The following is an 18,930-nucleotide window of genomic DNA, read 5'->3' as shown; positions in this document are numbered from 1 at the left end:
CACTCCTTCTATTTTTGTTATCTATTTTTATGTATCGGTTACTTGAATGAAAAAAAGACATCAACTCTATTTGCAGATGCCACCAATCGTCCCGAGTTCTTCCTTTTACTAATGATACGATAAAAACGCAGGCTCATACAATATTTTCCCGCAAAAGTTTCGAAAAAATTCGCTTCTTTTCTCGTATTTTCGTATTTTTTATGAAAAAAGGGCATTTTTTGTAAAAAAATAGATGTTTCCTAAGTAGAAATCTTATTTTAAGCAGTACGATAGTAAATGAAATTTATATCGGCGATTTTTCGAATATATCGACTATAACTCGAAATATATCAGCGATTTTCCAAATATATCGACCGCAACTCTAATTATATCAGCGATTTTTTAAATATATCAACTTACCAACAAAAATCGACAATGACAGTCGCTATACAATAAGAGAAAGCTGTTCCAAAATCCCTTTTTGGAACAGCTCATTAAAAGTTTTTATAATTTACTTCCAAATGATTTTAATTCATTCATAAAATCATTGAACTGCGGTATATTCATTTGCTGCGCCGCATCTGATAAAGCTACAGCTGGATCTGGATGTACTTCAGCCATAATTGCATCTGCACCAATTGCCATCGCTGCTTTTGCAGTTGGTAAGAGAAGGTCACGTCGCCCTGTAGAATGCGTTACATCGACAACGACAGGTAAATGTGTTTCTTTCTTTAAAATCGGCACAGCGGAAATATCAAGCGTATTACGCGTCGCTCTTTCATACGTGCGAATACCTCGTTCACATAAAATAATGTTCCCATTTCCCTTTGCCATAATATATTCTGCCGCATTAATGAATTCTTCAATCGTTGCTGATAGACCACGTTTTAATAATACTGGTTTATTTACAGCACCAGCTGCCCTTAGCAAATCAAAGTTTTGCATATTGCGAGCACCAATTTGAATAACATCAACGTAATCTAATGACATCTCAATATCATTCGGATTTAAAATTTCACTAATAACAGCCAAATCATATTCATCTGCTACCTGGCGCAAAATTTGTAATCCCTCTAATCCAAGACCTTGAAAATCATACGGTGAAGTACGTGGTTTGAACGCACCACCACGCATTAATTTCAGACCTTGCTCTTTCATTGCTTCAGCAACTTGACGTACTTGTTCATAACTTTCCACTGCACACGGTCCCATAATAAAATGCTGATTTCCGTCACCAATTTTTTCACCATTAATTTCAACAATCGTATCTTCTGTTTTTTTCTTACGAGAAACAAGTAATGCTTTACGATGATCATCTTCTTGTAATTCTAAACCAGCTTGAAAAATTTGTTTGAAAATATGTTGTAAAGTCGAAGTTTCAAATGGACCATTATTATTCTCTGCAATTAAATCCAGCATATTTCTTTCACGTACAGGATCAAAACGTTTCACACCTTGTACTTCTTTTAAATTACCAACTTCTTGTACGAGACGACCTCTTTCGTTTAGTAAATCTAATATTTGTAAATTAAGTTGATCAATTTCAGAACGTAAACGACCTAATTGTTGTGATGCCATAAGAAAGCCACCTCTTTCAAATTCCTATATGTTACTTTTTTAAGATAACTTATTATAGCTGATACATATACGATTGTCACACGATATACAGCAATGAATTACTATCAAAAAACATTGTATATTTTCATTTAAAATAAAAAAAAGACAGTTTACATACTGTCTTTTTTTACAAGAAGGAAACAAACGGTTTATCACTGTTTTTCTCTTTTATAATAACGGCCTCAATTTTACTTTCGGACTTGATCTGTAATTGTACTTTCGCATCTTTAGGCAATTTGTCTAACATACCTTGCGCAGCCAATTGGGTAAGAGCCATTAATTCTGTTTTACCGTTATATTTAATAACAATATTCATATTTAATGTATCCATTTGATCTTTCTTATAAGAAACTTTAGCGTTGACTGGAATAAAATCTCCATTAGAAAAACCTTTTATTTCCTTAGCAAAGTTATTTATTTTTGTATTATCTTCTCCATGTGCTTGTGTAAATTCATCAGAAGGATATGAATACGACTTTTCATCAATTGTACTCCAATTTCCAAGGTTCATATCATTCTTTTGAACAGTAGCACTAGCAATATACGTACCATTTTTTAAAGAACTAGTACTTTCTTGCTTAAAGATAGCAAACGTAATTGGAGATTTGTTATACTTATCATTTTTGTTAATAGCTTCAATAAGTTGTTTAGCAACTTCAGTCCCTTTAGACATAGCCTCTTCATTCGATACACTTGAAGACATAGCTAAGCCAATCATAACACCAGATAAACTTAATTCATTTGAATTCTGTTTTCCGAAATAGTCTTGTTCTATAATATTCGTCAAAACTGGCGCTTCTACTTTCGCAACTAGTTCATCAATTAGTTTCTCTAGAATATACTGGTTTAATTGCAGTACGTGACTCTCTGTATCAAATTGCTGCGTTGCAATATTTATTAAACCATTTTCATACTCTGCTAAATCTAATTTAGAATTTGTTTTTATATTAGCTGTATTAATAACCTTTTGTTCTTTTAAAGGAATAACAGTTCTATAATAATCTTTAGAAACAGCAGTTCTCGGAATCATACTTTTTTCTTTTGTATCTTTTTGTATAACTTCATCCTTCTTACTAATCGTATTACTATTGTTACTACAAGCTCCCAGTAATAAACTTACGACTGCGAAGGATAATGCCATTTTCTTCATTACTTAAAACCTACTTTCAAAAATCTAGTTATTTAGTTTGAACTATTAATAGTGTACCACTAAATATATTTCAACAAAAACAAAAAAAAGAAGCAAGCACCTTTAGCTTGCTTCTTTTTACTTTATATTCTCTTCTAAAGCATCTTTTTTAATATTCCAATGAGATGTATTCCATACTACCATCCCATCTTTTATGTATAACACTTGCGGTGATTCATGTCTAATACTGTATTGTTCTGCAACACGATTTGACACATCTCTCGCATCTTGTACGTATAAGTAATACGCTGGCACTTCTCTTTCTTCGCTGCAATACGCTTGAAATTCTGTGTATGCACCATGACTAATTGGGCATGTCGTACTATGTTTAAAAAGAACATACGGCTCGTTCTTTTCTACTAAGACTTCAAGCTCTTCAATTGTTTCAAGTTTTGTCATATTCATCACGATTCACCTCTCATACGAAATCTAGAGCGTTTCTCTTTCTTTTCAGCTTTTTTCTCAATTCTTTCTAATTTACGCTCTTCTTTTTCAACCTTCTTCTCTTGTCTCGACGCACGGTAATGATTGTATACTTCAATCGCCGCACTGCTCCACTGTACAACTTGCGCTACTTTATCAGCGTTATTTTCAATTTCGTCCGTTACAGAGTCCGATACATTACGAAGCTTCGTATTTAAAGATTGGATTGTCGTTCCAATCCCATCTACACCCGCTACCACTTTATTTAATGACTGTGACTTCTGTTGAATATCATCAGCTAACGCATTCGTTTTATGTAATAATTGCTCTGTCTCTACGCTAATTCCTTGCATTTGCTTTTCTAAACCTTCTAACGTGCTTGCAACGTTTTCCAACGTCTTCTGAACCGATAACAACGTTCTGCATACATACACTACTAATACTGCGAAAGCAACCGCGATAATAGCCGCACTTACATATAAAAGAACTTGCATTTCATCACTTCCTTTATCTTTTTCATACTTTCCCCTATTATACAATCATTTTCCGTTTCATTCTAATCCCTATCTCATCATTAGAATTTTCATACTTATTCGTTAACTGTAACATAAATCATTCAACAAATTCCACTAAGTAGGTTACAATAGGAGAGGATACATAATTAGTAGGGAGGCTTTACATATGAAAGATCCACGTATTGAAAAGTTAGCATACAATTTAATTAACTACTCTATCCGCTTACAAAAAGGTGAAAAAGTATTAATTGAAAACTTTGGCTTACAAAAAGAACTTGTAACTGCACTTGTAAAAGAAGCATATGCAGCTGGTGGTTTCCCATTCGTCTCTTTAAAAGATCATCAAGTAGATCGCTCTTTATTAATGGGTGCTACTGAAGAACATTTCGAACAAATCGCTGCATATGAAGCAAGCGTAATGAAAGACATGGACGCTTATATCGGCCTTCGCTCTGGCGATAATATTAATGAACAAGCTGACGTTCCAAGTGAGCGTATGAAAGTTCATGGCCAAACAGTTGGTAAAAAAGTTCATAGAGACATTCGCGTTCCAAAAACACGTTGGGTTGTTCTTCGCTACCCAAATGCTTCTATGGCACAGCTTGCTAAAATGAGTACAGAAGCTTTCGAAGACTTCTACTTCGAAGTATGTAACTTAGACTACGGTAAAATGGATAAGGCAATGGATAGCCTTGTTACATTAATGAATAAAACAGATAAAGTTCGTTTAACTGGTCCTGGAACTGACTTAACATTCTCTATTAAAGACATTCCAGCAATTAAATGCTCAGGTCATTTAAACATTCCAGACGGTGAAGTATACTCTGCACCAGTTCGTGATTCTGTTAACGGTACAGTTTCTTACAACACACCATCTCCTTACAACGGTTATACATTTGAAAATGTACAACTTAAGTTTGAGAACGGTCAAATCGTTGAAGCAACTGCAAACGATACAGAGCGCATTAACAAAATCTTCGATACAGACGAAGGCGCACGCTACGTTGGTGAGTTCGCAATTGGCGTAAACCCATACATCTTACATCCAATGGGAGACATCCTATTCGATGAAAAAATCGATGGCAGCTTCCACTTTACTCCTGGACAAGCTTACGACGATGCATGGAACGGCAACAACTCGAACATCCACTGGGATTTAGTATGCATCCAACGCCCTGAATACGGCGGCGGCGAAATTTACTTCGACGACGTACTAATCCGTAAAGACGGACGCTTCGTTGTACCTGAACTAGAAGCTTTAAACCCAGAGAACTTAAAATAATGAAAAACGCTCGGAATTTTCGCCGAGCGTTTTTATTTCTTCCCTACCATTTCTATTTTCACATGTGGATTTTCTTTCTCTATAAGCCCCAAGAATTCATCCATATTTTGCGGCATCGCAACGATATGTACTTTATATGCATTCGTCGTAATTTCAAGAGACTTTCCGACCTGACGTATAATTCTCACATCTTTTAATACAATATCATCATTTAAAATACCGTACTTTAATACGCCATTTTCTACTTTATGTTTTTTAATAAATACTTCCCAAACGAGTGGTACATTTACAATGAAGCATAAACCCATCCCAATCAACGCTGACATCCAATGCGCTTTATTAGTGAAAAGCATGACAATTGGATATATAAACATAAAAGCTAACGTAAGACAAACAAAAATGACTACTGACTTACTTCTTTGAATTGGAAAGTTCATACCTACACCCCCTAACCCAAATTATACCACTATTTCCATTTTGCTTCATAGAAAAAGGCCATTTCTAAATGACCTTTTACACAATGTACCTATAAAATTTCTTATCTACCTGTAGCACCGGAAAGTTTTTCGGCAACTCGTCTATACTCACACTTTCAAAACCATTCTTTTCATAAAAACGATGTGCCGCTAAAAATTTTACTGTTGTTCCTAAGTAAATATCTTTCAATTTTTTATCCTCAGCCCATGAAATTGCTGTTTGAAGCAACATATGTGATGCGCCCCATTCTTTTCCGCGAAACTCTTTCTTCACGAACATTTTTCTTAACGCTACTTGATGATTCTCAATATCTAATAAAGCTACTGTTCCAACTACTTTACCATCATAAATTGCTATCCAAAAGTTTCCGTAATCCTTTTGATAGAATGTTTCTATTTCAAGTAAATCAGGTTGCTCTTCTTTCGTAATGGGAACATTATACTCTTTTTGCTGAATATGAACGATAAGATCTACTACTTCCTCTTGAAACGTACTTTCATACGGAATAATGCGTATCTTCTCGTTCATCGAATCTCCTTCCACTCTGAAGCTAGTAAACTATATACAGCGATATCGTGAAAATGATCATATAGCCATTCATCATCTCTTAAAATGCCATCTAACTTAAATCCTAAACGTTCTGGAATAGCGCGGCTTTTCACATTTTCAACACCGCATCTAATTTCCATTTTATTTAATTTTAAATTCTCAAATGCATAGTGAAGTACAGCCTTCACACTACGCGTCATAATACCTTTCCCGCCAGCATCTTCTGCAAGATAATATCCAAGACTTGCCGCTTTCTTCCCCCAACTTACTGGGTGAATGCCTACCATCCCAACGAGCTTTCCTTTGTAACGGATACCACTTTCAAAACCGTCTCCCTCTGCAAACTTCTTTAACCACATCGGACAAATCTCATCATACGCATCAGCAGATTTGGTCCCATCTACCCAAGGAAGCCATCTTCGTAAATGATTACGGTTTTGGTCTATTAATTGATATAGTTCCTCCTTATGATGCTTCTCTAATAACTGTAATTCGATTTCATCGTCTACTCGAAGTGTGAACATGTTTTTTAGTCCCCCTTTTTATTTTTCTTATTATTCTAACATTTATAACTAAAGAAATACACGCTAATATATCGACTTATCGACTAACCTCAAGAATCATATATGCCAACATAGCACACAAAAAAGACGCATAGCCAAGCTATGCGTCTTTCCTATTACTTCTCTGCAACTTGAACTTCTTTTACGTAAGCTGCTTCGAATTTTTGGATGTCTCCTGCGCCCATGAAAATTAGAACGCCGTTTTTATGTTTCTTTAATACATCCGTTGTTGTATCTGTAATTAGTTCTGCACCGTCAATACGCTTTTGCAGATCTTCGATTGTTAATTCACCTTTGTTTTCGCGTGCTGATCCGAAAATATCACATAAGTATACTTGATCAGCTTTGCTTAGGCTTTCTGCGAACTCATCTAAGAACTTTTCTGTACGTGAGAATGTGTGTGGCTGGAATACAGCGACAATTTCACGCTCTGGATGTTTTTGACGAGCTGCTTCAATCGTTGCATTAATTTCTGTCGGATGGTGTGCGTAGTCATCGATAATCACTTGCTCTCCCATCGGCTTTTCATTAAAGCGACGTTTTACGCCTTCAAAAGTTGTTAGCTGATGCTTAACTGCTTCTACATCAACGTTTTCATAATGGCAAAGTGCAATTACTGCTAACGCATTTAATACGCTGTGATTGCCGTATCCTGTAATTTTGAACGTGTCATAGTACGTATTACGAACGAATACATCAAAAATAGTACCATCTGTTCTCTTTTGGATGTTGCGTGCTTGGAAATCATTATCTTCTCCAAATCCATAGAAAATAACAGGTACTTTCGCTTGAATTTTTTGAAGTTCTTCATCATCTCCACATGCAATAATGCCTTTTTTCACTTGCAATGCCATCTCTTGGAATGCACTGAATACATCATTGATGTCTGCAAAATAATCTGGATGATCAAAATCAATATTCGTCATAATTGCATAGTCTGGATTATAAGACAAGAAATGACGACGATACTCACAAGCTTCAAATACAAAATACTTACTATTTTCTACCCCATGCCCTGTTCCATCTCCAATAAGGTAAGATGTTGGGTGTGCACCTTGCATTACATGGGCTAACAAACCTGTTGTTGATGTTTTTCCGTGTGCACCAGTTACAGCAACACTTGTGTATTGGCTCATCAGGTCACCTAAGAAATGATGGTAACGATGGACTGGGATGTTTAATTCTTTTGCTGCTACGATTTCTTCATGCGTATCAGGAAATGCATTTCCTGCAATAATCACTTGTCCTTCTTCTACATTATTCTTATCAAAAGGAAGGATCGAGATATTGCGCTTTTCCAACGCTGTTTGTGTAAAGAAACGCTTTTCATAATCAGACCCTTGAACAGTATGCTTCATATCATGAAGAATTTGCGCTAATGAACTCATTCCTGTTCCTTTAATTCCTACAAAATGGTAAACTGTCATCTTAAAGAACCTCCAACATTTCGAACTAATACAACGGCCTATCTATAAGACAGTATATGAATCTTTTCTTATTTTGGTAATCATCATACATTTTTGATGTAGTGAAGTTATTCTTCCCTTCACTTATCAGGATAAACTCGTACGTACTTCTTTATATATCCATAACAAGTCCATTATAGCAAAAAAGAAGCCGCTATACTATGATAACAGAAAAACTGATAGGGTCAATCACCTATCAGTTTTTCTCTCTTTTACATCTCTTCTCTTTTTTCTAATTGAACACGCTCTAAACGTGGGTTTGGACGATATTTACGACCAGCTTTTGCTTCTGGTTTCCCATTTAATTCTACATTATCACCAGTAAAGCCAATATTCATTTTTAATAAGCTACTTCCTACCCCGTATATGTCAACAGGTACGTTTTGAGCTTCAAATTCACGAATACGCTTCTCATCAAATCCACCAGTTACAACGATGTCTACATGCTGGAATCCTTCTTCATCAAGTGCTTTACGAAGTGCGAATACAAGCGATGGGTTTACACCACGTGGATCGAATGTTCCAAGTACTTCTGGGTGGCGAATGAAGTATTGATCAATCATCGTGCGGGACGTATCTACACGTACACCTTTTAATGTTGATCCAAATTCACGCGCTACGCGAAGTGCATCTGTAATGACATCATTGTTGTAATCAATTAATACAACTAATTCATCTTCTGGGAATTTCTTATGATATGCTTTTGCCGCTTCTACAACATCACCATTAAACATTTGAATTAATGCGTGAGGCATCGTCCCCATACCACTTTTGCCCCACCATTCATTCATCGCATGCGTCGCTTGTGCGCTCATACCTCCGATGTATGCTGCATAACCGTCACCAGCTTGTTGTGTATAATGATCGTCACGATCTCCCATGAAAATAACTGGTTTTTCTTTATCTACGCTACGCGCAGCTTGGACAACGTTATATACGTTTGTCGCAACCGATGTACGACGAGCTAAAATCCCATCAATGACACCTTCTAAAAATCCGAAATTTTCATAAGGACCATGAATTGTTAACACTGTTTCAAATGGACTAATTTTATCGCCATCTTTTAAAGAGTTAATCTCAAGTTCCTCAGGATTTTTAGCGAATGTTTGTAGCAACGCAATTACTTCATCCGTTCCGCAAAGAACTGCATTTTCCTTTTGGAAAAATTGCATCGTTACAACACTTTTCGGGCGAAATTCTTCGATGATTTCTCTAGTCTTTAAAAAGTAAACGGCAGAGAACCACCCTTCTCCAACACGTTCGTCAAATTTAAATGTTTTATTTGTTAGTCTATTTATTTCACCTTTTAATTTTAATTCAATTTCTTTCATGTCGCTTTACTCCCTACTTTACTATCCAACATTTTCTCTTAGTATACAGCATAACCGTTTACTATACATTTGTTTCCTGCATAGCAGCGAATTCATCCTCAGAAATAAGGACATCTCTTGGCTTCGTTCCTCTTGCTTCAGAAATAATTCCTTGCGATTGCATCTCTTCAATGAGACGTGCTGCGCGATTATAACCAATGCGGAATTTTCGCTGTACAGAAGATGTGGACGCTCCCCCTTGTTCTACAACAAATTGACATGCTTCGAAGAACAATTCGTCTTCCGACTCAGCTTGTTCTGTTTTCGCTAATAAATCCTCTTGCTTAAATAAGTAATTCGGCTTCATTTGCTTTTTCACATGATCAACTGTCTTTTCAATCTCATCATCCGATACATATACACCTTGTACACGAACAGGCTTAGATGTACCGTTCCCTAAGAATAACATATCACCACGGCCAAGTAATTTCTCCGCGCCACCAATATCGATAATCGTACGCGAATCAACTTGAGATGATACAGTAAACGCAATACGCGTTGGAATGTTTGACTTAATTAAACCTGTAATAACATCTACAGATGGACGCTGCGTCGCTACTAATAAATGAATACCACAAGCACGTGCTTTTTGCGCAATACGACAAATCGCTTCTTCAACATCACCAGGTGCTACCATCATTAAGTCGGCTAACTCGTCAATGACAATAACGATATAAGGTAATGTTTCTCCCGGAATTTCTCGCTCACTTACAATCGTATTATAACGAGTTAAATCACGAGCACCTGCGTGCGCAAACAATTCATAACGACGTTCCATTTCCTCAACTGCCCATTTTAATGCAGCTGTTGCTGCTTTTACATCCGTAATAACAGGTGCTACAAGATGTGGAACAGAATTGTATGGTGCAAGCTCAACCATCTTCGGATCAATTAACATTAACTTCACTTCATGTGGTTTCGCTTTATATAAAATACTCGTTAAAATCGCGTTAATACACACACTTTTACCTGAACCCGTTGCACCCGCAATAAGTCCGTGCGGCATTTTTCGAATATCCGTTACAATTGGATCCCCTGAAATATCAAGTCCAAGCGCAACAGTAAGCGGTGATTCACTCTTTGTGAATACAGGACTTCTTAAAATTTCGCGAAGAAATACTGGCTTACTTTCTTTATTTGGAACTTCAATTCCAATCGCACTCTTCCCTGGAATCGGTGCTTCAATACGAATATCTTTCGCAGCTAAGCTTAACTTAATATCATCACTTAAATTTGTAATTTTATTTACTTTCACACCTGGGTCTGGCTGCACCTCAAAACGAGTGACTGCCGGACCTTGCGATACATTAATAACATGTGCTCCAACGTGAAAATTATTAAACGTTGTATCTAATAATTCTTTCTGCTCCTCTAACCATTCTGTATTATCTAACGCTGATTGCTGTGGAATCGACAACAGCGCTAATGGCGGAACAGTGTATGTCGGTGGTGTGTGCAATACATTTCGCATATCGTTCTCTCTTTGATTTACAACATATGCTTTCTCTTGTACTTCCGTACTTGAAATTGGCTTTTGTACTTGCTCTACCACTACTTGCTGTATTGGTTGTTCTTCCACTTGTGGCTCTGCTACTACTTGCTGCACTGGGTGCTCTTCCACTTGTGGTTCTGCTACTACTTGCTGCACTGGGTGCTCTTCCACTTGTGGTTCTGCTACTACTTGCTGCACTGGGCGTTCTTCCACTTGTGGTTCTGCTACTACTTGCTGCACTAGGTGCTCTTCCACTTGTGGTTCTGCTACTACTTGCTGCACTGAGTGCTCTTCCACTTGTGGTTCTGCTACCTCTTGCTGCACTGGCTTATTCTCTACTCGTACATTAGCAGAAGGCTGCATTGCATTTGCTCTAGCTGCATGTCTTTCCATTAATCGTGTTCTATCTTGTTTCAACATAACAACATTAAATGGTACATGACGCTTTTTCTCACGTTTTGGTTCTTCTTTTTGTACAAGCGGTTGTTCTTCTGCGACTGGTGTTTCCTCGGCAACTGGTTGTTCTTCTACAACTGATTGCTCTTCTACGACCGGTGCTTCTTCTACAACTCGTTGCTCTTCTGCGACTAGTGTTTCCTCGGCAACTGGTTGTTCTTCTACAACTGATTGCTCTTCTACGACCGGTGCTTCTTCTACAACTTGTTGCTCTTCTGCGACTGGCGCTTCTTCTACAACTGGTTGTTCTTCTGCAATTAAAACATCCGCAAAGCTTTGAACATCTTTCTTCGTTTGTTCATCAGCCTCAGCAACATGTATGAATTCACTCTTTTGTTCAATTGCTTCATCTTCTTGCTGAATTTCCTCAAGTGCTACAAATGTCTCTACTACAGGCGCGTTTATTTCTGCAATTACTTCAGCTTCTTCTGACTCTTCTGCTTCCGCAATTACTTCCACTTCTTCTGACTCTTCTACTTCCGCAATTACTTCAGCTTCTTCTGACTCTTCTGCTTCCGCAATTACTTCTACTTCTTCTGACTCTTCTGTTTCTGTAATTACTTCCACTTCTTCTGACTCTTCTGTTTCTGTAATTACTTCCACTTCTTCTAGCTCTTCTGTTTCCGCAATTACTTCTACTTCTTCTAGCTCTTCTGTTTCTGTAATTACTTCTACTTCTTCTGACTCTTCCGCTTCTGCAATTACTTCCACTTCTTCTGACTCTTCTGCTTCCGCAATTACTTCCACTTCTTCTGACTCTTCTGCTTCCGCAATTACTTCAGCTTCTTCTGACTCTTCTGTTTCTGTAATTACTTCCACTTCTTCAGGTGCCTCTGTTTCCATAACTACTTCTTCAAACTCTTCCGTTTCTGCAATTACTTCTACTTTTGACACTTCTTCTGGTATTTCCACAATGATTGTTTCTTCAAGTTTTTCTTCTGCTTTGACAATCACTGATTCTTCTGGAGCTTGCTTTTCTACTTCAATAGTAGGTTGTTTTATTTCTGTATTACGTTTAATTTCTTCTGATAATATTGTATCCTCGTGCTCTACTTTAGAAGCTACTAATTCTTCTTGTAGATTGTTTTCGTTTAACACCACTACATCTTTTTCTAGCTTAGCACTTTCCATCTGCTCAGCTACTGTTTTATGAAGTAATTCATCCGCTGAAACTTCCTGCGGTGTACTCATTTCTTGAATCACTTCTTTTTCTTCTACTAAAGGCACTTGGCGTTCAATTTCATAACCGTTTTTCTCTAGCCATTGATCAACTACTGACTTTTCTTCCTTTTTATTCTCTTCATATTGTTGCTCCCCTTGCTGGTTAGCAGCTCTATGACTAGAAGAAGTTGGTGCTTGTCCTTCTGAGAAATCAGATAATGTATATCCTTTTTTCTCTAACCATGCATCAACGACTGATTTACCCTCTACAGATATTTCAAGGTCTTCTCTTTCCTTTACTTCCTCCTGCTTTTCTTCCTTTTTCTCTACTGAAGGACGATTATATCCATAAATTGGCGAAATCATTTCTGTTGGACGAAATGGTCTACGGTTACTCTCTTGCGAAGGTACAGATGCCTTTTTAACGACAGACTCCCGCACCGGTTCATATTGCACTTCCGGCTCTTCATATGTAGAAACTACCTTTTCCACATACGGTCGTCTGCTTCTTTCCACCTTTATTCCTCTTTGGGCAGTCGGTTCTTCATATGTTACTCCTTGAACAGGTTGTTCTTCGAAGCGATTTACTTCGCTTTCATCCTCTTCATCGAACCCATTATCCGGTACTAAAGGAAAACGGCATTTACCTGCATTCCTACTTGCCATTTGTGCTTCTCTTGCTTCAGTGTAGTGGTTTACACGAGGAATTTTCGGCTGACTTTCAATTTGCTTTGGTACTTCTTTATTCATCGCTGTTTGTTCTTCCTCTTTGTTAAACAGCTTTTTCATCCAATCTAACATGCTTACCACTCTTTCTACTAAATAGTAACATCCTTTATTGTATCAGCATTCGGCAAAAAGTGCAGGTAAAATTAAGCATGTCATATTTATCCACAATATTCTAATTTACGAGTGTTTCATATGAAAAAACGCAGCCTTTCATATAAGACTGCGCTTAAGCTTTACTCTTCTGATATGCATCTATGCTATCCGTTACACTTTGCAATAAAGAATTTACATATTGCGGGTCAGATAATTTTTTATCTTCTTCATGGTTTGACATAAACCCAAGTTCTAATAACACACCAGGAACCTTTGCCCAATTAAATCCAGAAAGATCATCCCGAAATTTAATTCCATTTACTTTTACTTGCTGGTTCTCCCTCATTTTATTTACAATCATTTGAGAGATTTGAAGACTTTCCGCATAAATCTCTTTCGTATACGGACTTCCTTCTGCCGGCGTCAATACAGCGAATCCACTTTGGTTTGGATTTTCAGAACCATCTGCATGAAGACGTAAAAATAAATTAGCCTTATGATTATTTGCGAATGTCGCCCTTTCTTTATTACTTATATCAACGTCTTGTGATGTTCTCGTCATTAATACTTGTATCCCTTTTGCTTCAAGCTTTTCTTTTAATAAAAAAGCCATTTCTAATACAAGTACAGCCTCTCTTTTTTTCGTCACAACACCAGTTGTACCATCTGTCACTTTATATTTTTGCGTCGCTGCCCCTGGCCCAATCGGCTCTAAATTTAAATTCGCTTTTTGTTGATGCCCTGGATCAATAACAACGAGAAACTTTCCTTGTTTTTCATTACTCTCTACTTTTTGTTCATTATTTTGCACTGGTTGCTCAGCCGGCTGCACTGGCGTAGTTTCTTCTTTCTTTTCATCAGATGATACTTCCTCTTGCTTATGTTCTACTTGCTCATTCGTTTGAATTGCTTGCGATTCTTCGTTCTTTTCTTGTTCTTGCTGCTTTTCTACCGGTGCGTCTTCTTTGGTATCTTTGTTTTTCTCTTGTATAGAAGATGTAGTTTCTTTTTTCGGCTGCCCTTGTGAACAACCGGCCATATATATTCCAATGAATGCAATCATGCTCATTATTTTTATATACTTCATACTTCTCTCCCATCACTTTGCACCGGATTCAAAGTTTTTCTTATAATTGCCCTATAATCTCATCTATATTTCCAATATAAACTGGTTGCCATTTTTCTGTACCACGTTCTGCAGTATAAAGCGGATAAGCGTCATCATCTATATTTACGAAAACTGGATCGCCCATATCCGTTTCATATCCAATTGTAATCCATTCTTCTTTCCATTTTCCGTGTTCTTCACTTATTAATGAATTTTTATGTTTATCGTATCGGTAACCGATTTGTCCTTTTTCTAATTCACTTTCACTAAACAAATATATTTCATAAGTACCTAGCTCAACATCTTGCTGTTTTGAAGTTTCAATTCGTTTTAGAAGTTCTGCGATTTTTGGTTGCTGTTTCATACTTCTATCCCCTTCTACTTTTCTAAATTTTAACTAGTTTGTTTATAAAATACAATATAGATTTTAAGAAAAAAGGTGACATCCTTATCATATTAACAATTTTTTGAATATATCTATCACTACTCTCAATATATCAACGATTTTTTAAATATATCTATCACTATTCTCAATATATCAACGATTCAACATGAAATTTCGAATTACCAACAATGAATGTAAAAAAAGAGAGGCTGTCCAAAAGGACAACCTCTCTTTTCTTATATCAATTAAAATTTGAACTCTTGTCCAACTTCAAAGCTATCTTCTAATACAAGAATACCTTTCTCTTGTGGAGCGTCTGGAAGCTCTAATTCACGTGCTGAACAAATCATTCCAGCAGAAGGAACTCCTCGAAGCTCAGCTGGCTTGATTAACATACCGCTTGGCATTACAGCACCAATTTTTGCAACGACAACTTTTTGTCCTGCATCAACGTTTGGTGCACCACATACGATTTGTAATGTTTCTGTACCGATTTCTACTTTACAGATGTTTAGCTTGTCAGCATTTGGATGCTTTTCTTTTTCAGCTACATAGCCTACAACAAATTTCGGAGAAAGATCTGCTTCTACTGTTTCTTCAAAGCCATTCTTCGCTAAAATTTCGTTGATTTTCTCTACAAGCTCTTTCGTTAATGTAAGGTTGCCTGTTTCTTTTACTTCTAAGTAAGAAGATGCATTAAAGATGTTGAATCCTGCTGTCTCGTTGCTTTCACGATCGTATACGCGTGCAACATCTCCTTTGCGATCAAAAGTACGGTTCTCTAAAGTAATATCTTGTAAGGCAACAATTAAAGTGTCACCAATTCCTTCAAGGTTGTAAAAAACGTTCACTTCGTTCATCCTTTCTCTTTTCCATCTGTCTTCTTCCGATTTTTCGCTAAAATAAAGATTGGTTCAAATTCTCCATCTTCATATACGAATGAAAGTGATGTAATCGGAACATGCCCTTCGGCAAAAAATTTCATTGTCATTTGTGCAATAATATCATAACCGATTTCGTTGACGATATCAGCAATAATTAATACATCTTGGTGAGGAACAGCAACAACCATGTCACCAGAAATCTTTTCACGCATCGATTGTAGTAACGATTCGTTTAAAATACGAGTCGCGTCATACCCATCATTTGTGTTTAAAAAGTAGAATGTATTACCCGCTACTGTGTCTTGTTTAAATTCATAACCTAATGAGCGTGCGTTGAATAATGCCATTTCACGCACTTGCTGTTCTGTAAGTTCTAATTTTTGTAATAGACGCTCATCAATTAGTCGATACGTTTTATTCGAATCTAACGCATAGTAAATACGTGTTTCCGCCGTATGATCCGTCATAATAAACGGATTTCCTTCTTCTGCTTGTTTCGGGAAAGAAGTAGAGCGAATAACAGGTAAAATTTTCGCTCCGCTATTTTCTTCTTTATGCATCGCAATTAGCGCTTCTTGTACGTAATAAGCAACTTCTTCAATTGCCTTTTCTTTGTTCACTTCCCATTTTGCCACAACTCCTGGAAGCGATACGTTAATACCTTTTTTGGAGTCTTTTTGTTCAATACGTAAAACTTCTTTCTCACTATCATACTGAAAGTCCCATTCTGGGCGAGATAATTTCTTTATTAACTCATCTTTCATCTTTTTACTTGTCATCTTCATCTCTTTTTTCCTCCCTTCCAAAAAAATAACCTCCCCCGCGAAGGTAGAGGTTGTTTTACAATTCAATTGGCAAATTGCCTTATTTTAAACCTTCAATGAACTCTTCGATTTGTTCTTGTGTTTTACGATCTTTGTTTACATAGCGACCAGTTTCTTCACCTTTATTGTACGCTACAAAGCTCGGAATGCCAAATACGTCTAATTTTACACATAGATCAATAAACTCATCGCGATCTACATAGTAAAATGAGAAATCACTATATTTCTCTTCTACTTCTGGCATAAATGGATCTACAAAGCGGCAGTCTGGGCACCATTCTGCTGAGAACATAAAGACTACATTCTCTTCATTTTTTAACTGTTGGAATTGCTCCATGCTTTCTAATGACTTCATCTATATTTCCCCCTCTAACGAGTGCATTTTTCATGTTATAATCTTTCTTTTATACTACCATACATCGCGCATGGTGCAAGGTTTATGCTTGCTTTTTGTCATACTTATATTGCCCAACTAACAACTTAACAACGTGTACAAATAATTCCGTACGATCGACATAATCCTCTGTAAAAATACCGATCGCACCTTCGTGACTACGAATATCTTTTCGCTGCACAAACTCTTCCATCACTTCGCTTAATTCCTTACCATCTTCAAGAGGTGCTAAAAAATCGTCTGGTAATGTAATACGCGCTCCTCCGGCCACAAATACTTTCCCATCACTTGTTGCTAGCGCGCCCCAGTTACACATAAATAAACCGTGCTCCGTTTTCATTACGCCGCCTTCTAGCCCAATACCAATTGGAGCTTCTCCTTCCTCTAGCGCTCGCTTCGCTCTATTAATCGCTCCTTGCATCGTCTCTTCATCTGAGAAAGGCTGAGCTGATACTCCTGACGGAACAGAAAGAGATGTAATTTCAGCATCTTTCCAAACCTTCTCCACAGCGCCAACCTTCGTTTTATTCTTTGATCCAACTACTACTTTCATTTCGTTCACCTCTATAAAAATTCTTCATTCTATTCTAATATCCGCTTCGGCACAAATTAAGTACCAACCACTACCACACACCATCAGGGAATTCCTTCTCCCCATAAAAGAAGGTCGCTTTCTACAATATTACTGGTCCTAAACACAAAAACAGGCTTCTTCTTTCTTCCTACCCGCGGTCTTAATACATCATTCGAGCACCCATTAGGCACTAACCGCCACCACTCATCGCTGGGTCATCTATTCAACCTAAAAAAAGAAGGGTTTTTCGCCCTTCTTCTCTACGCGTTATTCTTAATGGTCTCTAACGTCGTTTTATCTGTTGTTCTTACAAGCTTCGTAATTAATTCTTTCGCCGCTGCATAATCATCAACATGTAAAATTGAAGCATGTGTATGAACGTAGCGTGCACAAACACCAATTACTGCTGATGGGATACCAGAGTTACTTGTATGTACACGGCCCGCATCTGTACCACCTTGTGAAATAAAGTATTGGTACGGAATGTTGTTTGTTTCTGCTGTATCTAAAATGAATTCGCGTATTCCTCTATGTGTTACCATCGTGCGATCGTAAATACGAAGAAGAGCACCTTTTCCTAATTGACCGAACTGTGTTTTGTCACCAGATGCATCGTTTGCTGGACTTGCATCAAGCGCATAGAAAATGTCTGGTTGAATCATATTTGCAGCTGTTTGCGCTCCGCGGAGGCCTACTTCTTCTTGTACAGTAGCACCAGAATATAATGTATTTGGTAATGTTTCATCTTTTAATTCTTTTAACAATTCGATTGCAAGACCACATCCGTAACGGTTGTCCCAAGCTTTCGCCATAATTTTCTTCTCATTTGCCATCGGTGTGAATGGGCAAATCGGCACGATTTGTTGTCCTGGTTTTACACCAATTTCAATCGCATCTTCATAACTATCTGCACCTATATCAATTAACATATTTTTTATATCCATCGGTTTTGCACGTTGCGCGTCACTTAATAAATGAGGAGGAATAGAACCAACAACCCCAATAACAGGACCATTCTTCGTCATAACTTGTACACGCTGTGCTAATAGAACTTGACTCCACCATCCGCCTAACGTTTGAAAACGAAGCATTCCGTTTTTCGTAATTTGCGTAATCATGAAACCTACTTCATCCATATGACCTGCTACAAGAACACGCGGGCCAGTTTCGTCCCCTTTTTTCAGACCAAATACGCTACCTAAACCGTCTTGTACAATTTCATCCGCATATTTGCTTAATTCTTGTTTCATAAAACGGCGTACATCATGTTCAAAACCTGATGCGCCTTGTAATTCTGTTAACGTACGAAATAATTGTAATGTCTCTTTATTCACGAAGTCCCCTTCTTTCAAACCTTAGTAGAATACCTCTTTTATTGTAACGAAATTTTCGAAATGTTT

18 protein-coding genes are annotated in these 18,930 nt (G+C 37.3%); 1 reads left to right on the top strand and 17 read right to left on the bottom strand.

The window, feature by feature from the left end; all coding sequences use genetic code 11:
• Nucleotides 1-483 precede the first annotated feature (483 nt).
• The 4 genes from ACTFR8_RS09335 to ACTFR8_RS09320 form a co-directional block, all read right to left on the bottom strand.
• Nucleotides 484-1,557, bottom strand: a complete 1,074-nt coding sequence (locus ACTFR8_RS09335; protein ID WP_100619187.1) for a bifunctional 3-deoxy-7-phosphoheptulonate synthase/chorismate mutase — start codon at nt 1,555-1,557, stop codon at nt 484-486.
• 166 nt (nt 1,558-1,723) lie between these two features.
• On the bottom strand, nt 1,724-2,746 hold the full coding sequence (locus ACTFR8_RS09330) for a CamS family sex pheromone protein (protein WP_252209702.1): 1,023 nt from the start codon (nt 2,744-2,746) through the stop codon (nt 1,724-1,726).
• A gap of 117 nt (nt 2,747-2,863) precedes the next feature.
• Complete coding sequence (gene ytxJ, locus ACTFR8_RS09325) at nt 2,864-3,190, bottom strand: bacillithiol system redox-active protein YtxJ (protein ID WP_001057469.1); 327 nt, start codon at nt 3,188-3,190, stop codon at nt 2,864-2,866.
• Nucleotides 3,190-3,702 carry a DUF948 domain-containing protein gene (locus tag ACTFR8_RS09320; protein WP_001197720.1) on the bottom strand — a complete coding sequence of 171 codons (513 nt, stop codon included), beginning with the start codon at nt 3,700-3,702 and terminating at the stop codon, nt 3,190-3,192. Before ACTFR8_RS09320 ends, ytxJ begins: the two co-directional genes overlap by 1 nt.
• A 187-nt stretch (nt 3,703-3,889) precedes the next feature.
• On the opposite strand from ACTFR8_RS09320, the gene ACTFR8_RS09315 reads away from it, so the two are divergent.
• Nucleotides 3,890-5,005 carry an aminopeptidase gene (locus ACTFR8_RS09315; protein WP_000654731.1) on the top strand — a complete coding sequence of 372 codons (1,116 nt, stop codon included), beginning with the start codon at nt 3,890-3,892 and terminating at the stop codon, nt 5,003-5,005.
• A 32-nt stretch (nt 5,006-5,037) separates the two neighbouring features.
• Here the strand turns inward: ACTFR8_RS09315 and ACTFR8_RS09310 are convergent, their stop codons facing one another.
• From ACTFR8_RS09310 to ACTFR8_RS09250, 13 genes are all read right to left on the bottom strand, one after another.
• The gene (locus ACTFR8_RS09310; RefSeq protein ID WP_001010627.1) at nt 5,038-5,442 is read right to left on the bottom strand and encodes a PH domain-containing protein; all 405 of its coding nucleotides are present in this window, start codon (nt 5,440-5,442) and stop codon (nt 5,038-5,040) included.
• 76 nt (nt 5,443-5,518) lie between these two features.
• Complete coding sequence (locus ACTFR8_RS09305; protein WP_001003148.1) at nt 5,519-6,010, bottom strand: GNAT family N-acetyltransferase; 492 nt, start codon at nt 6,008-6,010, stop codon at nt 5,519-5,521.
• On the bottom strand, nt 6,007-6,555 hold the full coding sequence (locus ACTFR8_RS09300) for a GNAT family N-acetyltransferase (protein ID WP_000494658.1): 549 nt from the start codon (nt 6,553-6,555) through the stop codon (nt 6,007-6,009). The genes ACTFR8_RS09305 and ACTFR8_RS09300 overlap by 4 nt, the downstream gene beginning before the upstream one ends.
• Before the next feature lie 155 nt (nt 6,556-6,710).
• The gene (gene murC, locus ACTFR8_RS09295) at nt 6,711-8,021 is read right to left on the bottom strand and encodes a UDP-N-acetylmuramate--L-alanine ligase (RefSeq protein WP_000219457.1); all 1,311 of its coding nucleotides are present in this window, start codon (nt 8,019-8,021) and stop codon (nt 6,711-6,713) included.
• 251 nt (nt 8,022-8,272) lie between these two features.
• Nucleotides 8,273-9,391 carry a nicotinate phosphoribosyltransferase gene (locus ACTFR8_RS09290; protein WP_000658370.1) on the bottom strand — a complete coding sequence of 373 codons (1,119 nt, stop codon included), beginning with the start codon at nt 9,389-9,391 and terminating at the stop codon, nt 8,273-8,275.
• 61 nt (nt 9,392-9,452) lie between these two features.
• Complete coding sequence (locus ACTFR8_RS09285; RefSeq protein WP_252209703.1) at nt 9,453-13,340, bottom strand: DNA translocase FtsK; 3,888 nt, start codon at nt 13,338-13,340, stop codon at nt 9,453-9,455.
• Between the two features lie 154 nt (nt 13,341-13,494).
• Nucleotides 13,495-14,448 carry an N-acetylmuramoyl-L-alanine amidase gene (locus tag ACTFR8_RS09280; protein WP_000874056.1) on the bottom strand — a complete coding sequence of 318 codons (954 nt, stop codon included), beginning with the start codon at nt 14,446-14,448 and terminating at the stop codon, nt 13,495-13,497.
• Between the two features lie 40 nt (nt 14,449-14,488).
• Entirely contained in the window at nt 14,489-14,833 is a 345-nt protein-coding gene (locus ACTFR8_RS09275; RefSeq protein WP_000813343.1) for a hypothetical protein, read from the bottom strand.
• A gap of 266 nt (nt 14,834-15,099) precedes the next feature.
• On the bottom strand, nt 15,100-15,714 hold the full coding sequence (gene ytpR / locus ACTFR8_RS09270; RefSeq protein WP_001006759.1) for a YtpR family tRNA-binding protein: 615 nt from the start codon (nt 15,712-15,714) through the stop codon (nt 15,100-15,102).
• On the bottom strand, nt 15,711-16,523 hold the full coding sequence (locus tag ACTFR8_RS09265) for a DUF1444 domain-containing protein (protein ID WP_000784588.1): 813 nt from the start codon (nt 16,521-16,523) through the stop codon (nt 15,711-15,713). Before ACTFR8_RS09265 ends, ytpR begins: the two co-directional genes overlap by 4 nt.
• Before the next feature lie 79 nt (nt 16,524-16,602).
• Nucleotides 16,603-16,917, bottom strand: a complete 315-nt coding sequence (locus tag ACTFR8_RS09260) for a thioredoxin family protein (RefSeq protein WP_000838193.1) — start codon at nt 16,915-16,917, stop codon at nt 16,603-16,605.
• 82 nt (nt 16,918-16,999) lie between these two features.
• Nucleotides 17,000-17,509, bottom strand: coding sequence for a DUF84 family protein (locus ACTFR8_RS09255; protein WP_047386993.1), 510 nt, complete (start codon nt 17,507-17,509; stop codon nt 17,000-17,002).
• 281 nt (nt 17,510-17,790) lie between these two features.
• On the bottom strand, nt 17,791-18,864 hold the full coding sequence (locus ACTFR8_RS09250; protein ID WP_001031507.1) for a M42 family metallopeptidase: 1,074 nt from the start codon (nt 18,862-18,864) through the stop codon (nt 17,791-17,793).
• Nucleotides 18,865-18,930: the final 66 nt, after the last annotated feature.

The sequence above is a fragment of the Bacillus cereus group sp. MYBK15-3 genome (assembly GCF_051916765.1).
Lineage (GTDB): Bacteria > Bacillota > Bacilli > Bacillales > Bacillaceae_G > Bacillus_A > Bacillus_A cereus.
The sequence above is the reverse complement of the archived record's forward strand: the minus strand, read 5'-3'. Positions and strand labels throughout refer to the sequence as shown.